A 4,699-nucleotide genomic window follows, 5' to 3' on the forward strand; every position below is an offset into this window, starting at 1 on the left:
CCCATCGAACCAATCCTTTATCTCCATAAGCAGTGCTTTTGTCTCTTCTTGAAACGCTAACACATCACGTTTAAAGGCTTCTTCACTTTCTTTCCGGGCATTGGCATTACGTTCTACTTTATCGAAAAACGCGTCTTTTGCTGACATCTTTAAATCCTCTTTTTAGGGTATCAACGATATTGGGTGGATTGTTCGTTGTTTCAATAAGTAACGGACAGGAAGTAGCAATAAGATACCTAATGCCCCCGTGGTGGGTACACCAGAAAACGGGAGCGGAGCGACCAGCGTCAGGCCGTTCTTTTTGGTTCGGATTGTGTGGGTGATGAGCCAGACCGTGGCAATTACACATCACCGCAATAGCTTCCTTGAAGCTCACTTTATCAGGTACGTTATTGGTTAACGTGAGACCGGGCAGAGCCAGCATCTTTCCCGTGCTGGTTAGGTTCCCACCGTTTGCCTGTTTATCCTGCCGGAGTCCGGGGCGTAGACCTGAGTTTCAAGGGTGCAGATGTGGGTTTAATGTCGTTGAATGGTATTAAGCTGGTAGTGACATAGCTAGCCAGCCCTGCTAGGATTGGATTGTCGAAGTCTGATCCTGGCAGGCATCTGCAAGAATTAGAGTACCGAAGCCCTGTGATTCTGTCACGGGGCTTTTGTACATTTGAGGGTTGATCATCCCATTGTTTTCTCCGCATTAAGTGCATTTCTTACCGTTCCCACGGCACAGCCCAGCATCCTAGCGACCTTTCTCTGCGAGTTCCCCTGAGAGATCAGCGTCCGAATGTGCTCATGCTTTTCCAAATCTGGCTGTCGCCCTTTGTAGAGTCCCATTTCTTTAGCCTTCTCGATGCCTTGAGCTTGGCGACGACGGCGGTCGGTGTAGTCCTTGCGGGATATGGCGGCGAGCATATCTAGCATCATCCCGTTGATGGCATTCATCATCGAACGCATGAATTCATCGTTTCCGGATTGTAGTTGCAGATAGCTTGTTGGCAGATCCAGAGCGACTATCCTGATTCCCTTGCTCTGGATTACGCCTCTGAGGCGTTCCCAATCGTCAGCATCGAGGCGGCTGAGACGGTCGATCTGTTCAACTAGCAGAATGTCACCAGCCTGAGCCACTGCCAGCAGCCGGAATAGTTCTGGACGCTGTAGCGATGCACCGGATACGTTCTCGATGAAGTTTGCGGCGATGGTTAGCCCGTGCTCTGCCGCGAAAGCTTCCAGTGATTGTGATGCCCGGGCGGCGTTTTGTTCGGCGGTTGATGCCCGCAGGTAGGTGTAGGTTCTCATATCGTCCTCTGTGTCAATTTGGTGTATCAGAATGGTGATGGTGCATTTTGAGTCATTGTCGGGGTCTAAATGTACCGGTTTTGGAGGGGGTAAAGCCGCTATAGCTGAGGTATACCCATAGTGATCGGGTCAGATAGTGCCGGAAAGTCCGTCGATGATGGCGGCAAGGAATGCCGTTGCTGCTGCCATCAGTGCATGCCTGAATAACGTCATGAATCGCATTTTGAGAGCCTCTGTAGTGTGCATCTAGGTTTGGGTGTGAATATTTCACTCATCGCCTTACAGAGCGTCTGGTGGCTTCTGATGAGTGTATTTTGGGTGTGGCTTCATTTGGTATGTGATTCTGATACCTGTAGTTCACGAATTTGTTGGTTCTATACGGCTTTTGGCTGGATGTAGTGCGGTGAGTTAGGCCAGATTTCATCTTATGGCTGGAGTTGCTGATTTGGTTGCAGCGTAAGTAAATACAATGAAGAGAAACCCCGTAAGGGAACAGAAGGCAAGTTAATAATTAATAAGGAGTAAATATCTATATAAGGGTCTTGAGGTGGGGTTACAGAGGTTACAACGTTTGAGCACCCATAAAATCGCAGTGCATCAACATTTCGTTGTAACTTTTCATGTAATTTTTGCGATTAAAGCCCGTATTTACTGGGGGTGCGTCGGGTTACGAACAGCCGATCGGTTGCTCTGAATGGAATGTTTAGCTTTTCCATGATGGACGACAACTCATTCAGGCGGCGTTTATCGCGTTTTAGCAGGCAGGAACAGCCATTTTTCGCCGGGTCGTAGGCCGCTTTTGATGACTCCCCGGTAATAACCCGCTCCGTTTTCGACCTAATCTCACTGGCAACTCGGATGCAGTGAGCGTAATAGTGCTCGATTGGGCGTGGTTCTCCGATACCTTCAAGGCATTTAAGCCAGTTGTCTTGGTGTTCATGCTCTACTCGGATGAGGTCTAGGGTTTTCTCATGCTTTCTAAACCATCTGTCACGCTCAATATCCCTTTCTCGCTGCCGCTTCTCTGCATGAAATGCCTCATCAAACTCAATGATGTATGTCTTTGTTGGAGCGTTACGCTTTATTCCTTCGAGCGTGACAAGAAAATCTACGCGGTATCTCCTGCCGTTGAAATGCTTCTGCGTGATGACGCTGAATTGTCTACCGCTGGTTTCTGAAATGCGTTTAAGGGTTTCTATGAGCAGCCCGCCAAATAAGGCCTCATGCTTACTTTTTCCAGGCGGGACAGGGAGTTTTAACCCTGTTTTATCTTCGATTTCGTTGATGAGATCATCGTTCTGGTAGCTATCAGGACTACTGGAAAGCAAGGCCAGAGCGTCAAATGCCGAAATCCAATCTGTACGGTGATTCCACTCGCCGGAAATAAGCTTTGGCGTGCACAGTTCTTGCAGTTCGGCTGGGGCCCCCTGAAGGCGTGTCAATGCAGCCTTGAACCATTGGGATGGCCTTTTGCTGTGTCGTTCTGGGAGTTCGCTGATGATATGTGGCAGGAATACTTGATATGTCCGGCCATCTGTTCTTAGTGCCGTTGGTTTGAGTAACAAAATGCCTCCTGTTTGATAAATAAATACAAATACAACAACCCTTTAAGGAGGATTTTATGAGTGTCAGTGATGATATTTGGCAAGATATACGATTTGGGAAACTACAGCCATTCTGCCGTTATGGGGATTTCCCTCCGGAATCGACGTTTGTCAGTGTGTTCTGGTGGCAGTATGTGGCTGGCGGCAATGCTGGATGGGATGACTATAGACCAGCGTTAGACGAGCTGGTCTATAGAGGTTATCTGAAGCAAATTCCTAACGGCTGGTATGTGTTTTAGTACCTCATTTGCTGTAATTCGTAGCTCATTCGCTGAAGTTGGGCTACGTATTGCTGTGGTACTGGCTCCCCTTTAATGCGTTCTAGTGCCCGGAAAAGCAACGACGATAGCTTGCTGATGATAATTGTCGCTTTCCGTGGGTCGATGCTGGGGATTAGCACTCTGACACACCACGTAGGGCTACTCGCTAAGTTTGATGCAACGTCTACCAGTTGCGGATCAACGTCTGTGAAGCGTCGTTCGCCGATCATCATCCGGCGAGCCAGCTCTATGATGGTTGGATGGTCACGAAGGTGTGCCATGTAGAAGCCTTTCGTTGCCGGGGCTTCTGTACTGACAAAAATCCTGTCTGCTGTATTTAGCCGCGACATGTGACTTTCAATTGTCGACATCGCGACACAGAACCTTTTAGCTTCTTTCGGCCGTAACGAATCCATTAGATAGGCTACTGATGGTTCAGCAAGCAGCCCTTTCCTAGTTAGAACCGATTTAAGCTTTACTCGCTGGTTTCGCTGGAGCTTTTCACAGGTTCTCTCCAGTACATCCAATACCAGAAGTGCTCTGGTGTAATTCTCGTACATGTAGCCTCCTTACATTTGGTTTCTGTTGCTCTATGGGGTGATATTAGCCGTAATTTGCCGGTGGGAGAGTGGTGTGACATCATGTGATCATGTCACTTACGATCACTCAATTAATGCAGGTGGTGTCACATGGCGAGTCACAGTGTCACTGAGGCCGCAAAGTTAGCTGGTGTCACGCGGCGGACAATTTATCGGCACATCAAGGCTGGTAAGCTTTCCGCTAGTGTGACAGATGGTGATAATACGGTTATTGAAACCAGTGAATTACTGCGGGTTTACGGTGCTCTGTCACAGCCTGAACCAAAGGAAGTATCCACTGGATCACATGAAGAACAGCCTGAATATGTCACACTTTTACTGGCTGAAATGTCACAACTTCAAGCACAAATTAGTGCGTTGACGAGTAAGGTCGATGAGTTGCAAGGACAGCTGGCGTTACCATCCCCTGAGAAGACAGAGTTGAGTGTTCTTGAGTGGGTCAGAGAGCGACGGAAGATGAAGGGCTGAGAGCCAGCCCTTAGCTCATCAAGCAAATGCAATAATCGTCTTGAAGAAGTTTTCCTGATTGAACGAGGTTCGTTCAGCTGGAGTGCGACCTAGACTACCAGAGACAATAACCCATCCTGGCAGTTGGCTGACACTATCTTTCCAGTGAAGCTTGAATTTCGATGTGCTCGGTGAACTATTTGGGTTGTTAATTGTTGCTTCGAGACAACCTTTTACACCGAAGTAATAAAGTCCTTCAGGGACGATTGTTAGTGTTTTATCACCATTTTTTAAGGTGAGATTTGATACTTCAAATCTGGTGGTGTTCTCGGTCACTTGTGTTGTGCCTACACTAGACGTAACTGGCGACCCATCGAACCAATCCTTTATCTCCATAAGCAGTGCTTTTGTCTCTTCTTGAAACGCTAACACATCACGTTTAAAGGCTTCTTCACTTTCTTTCCGGGCATTGGCATTACGTTCTACTTTATCGAAA

The 4,699-nt window shown here is 47.8% G+C and carries 6 protein-coding genes; 2 read left to right on the forward strand and 4 right to left on the reverse strand.

All coding sequences use genetic code 11. From position 1 onward, the window contains the following. Positions 1 to 672: 672 nt before the first annotated feature. Both HED65_RS22360 and HED65_RS22365 read right to left on the reverse strand, forming a co-directional pair. A complete protein-coding gene (locus tag HED65_RS22360) occupies positions 673 to 1,293 on the reverse strand; it encodes a recombinase family protein (RefSeq protein ID WP_114980183.1) in 621 nt (206 codons plus the stop codon). Between the two features lie 635 nt (positions 1,294 to 1,928). Continuing rightward, complete coding sequence (locus tag HED65_RS22365) at positions 1,929 to 2,858, reverse strand: putative endonuclease domain-containing protein (protein ID WP_114980184.1); 930 nt, start codon at positions 2,856 to 2,858, stop codon at positions 1,929 to 1,931. A gap of 56 nt (positions 2,859 to 2,914) precedes the next feature. Here HED65_RS22365 and HED65_RS22370 point away from each other — a divergent pair, with 56 nt between their 5' ends. Beyond that, positions 2,915 to 3,136: a hypothetical protein gene (locus HED65_RS22370; RefSeq protein ID WP_114980185.1), complete on the forward strand. Its 222-nt coding sequence runs from the start codon at positions 2,915 to 2,917 to the stop codon at positions 3,134 to 3,136. Here the strand turns inward: HED65_RS22370 and HED65_RS22375 are convergent. Further along, entirely contained in the window at positions 3,133 to 3,717 is a 585-nt protein-coding gene (locus tag HED65_RS22375; RefSeq protein WP_114980186.1) for a hypothetical protein, read from the reverse strand. The genes HED65_RS22370 and HED65_RS22375 overlap by 4 nt on opposite strands. A 129-nt stretch (positions 3,718 to 3,846) precedes the next feature. On the opposite strand from HED65_RS22375, the gene HED65_RS22380 reads away from it, so the two are divergent. Beyond that, positions 3,847 to 4,224 (forward strand): helix-turn-helix domain-containing protein, encoded by a 378-nt coding sequence (locus HED65_RS22380; protein ID WP_114980187.1) that lies wholly within the window; start codon positions 3,847 to 3,849, stop codon positions 4,222 to 4,224. An 18-nt stretch (positions 4,225 to 4,242) separates the two neighbouring features. On the opposite strand, the gene HED65_RS22385 is transcribed toward HED65_RS22380, so the two are convergent. After that, positions 4,243 to 4,699: hypothetical protein (locus tag HED65_RS22385; RefSeq protein WP_168112426.1), on the reverse strand; the 457-nt coding region annotated here is incomplete at its 5' end.

Source organism: Pantoea sp. LS15 (assembly GCF_012241585.1).
GTDB lineage: Bacteria > Pseudomonadota > Gammaproteobacteria > Enterobacterales > Enterobacteriaceae > Enterobacter.

Coding starts and splice junctions, on each gene's coding strand:
- HED65_RS22375 (WP_114980186.1), bottom strand. CDS start 3,717: ATGTACGAGAATTACACCAGAGCACTTCTGGTATTGGATGTACTGGAG.
- HED65_RS22370 (WP_114980185.1), top strand. CDS start 2,915: ATGAGTGTCAGTGATGATATTTGGCAAGATATACGATTTGGGAAACTA.
- HED65_RS22360 (WP_114980183.1), bottom strand. CDS start 1,293: ATGAGAACCTACACCTACCTGCGGGCATCAACCGCCGAACAAAACGCC.
- HED65_RS22380 (WP_114980187.1), top strand. CDS start 3,847: ATGGCGAGTCACAGTGTCACTGAGGCCGCAAAGTTAGCTGGTGTCACG.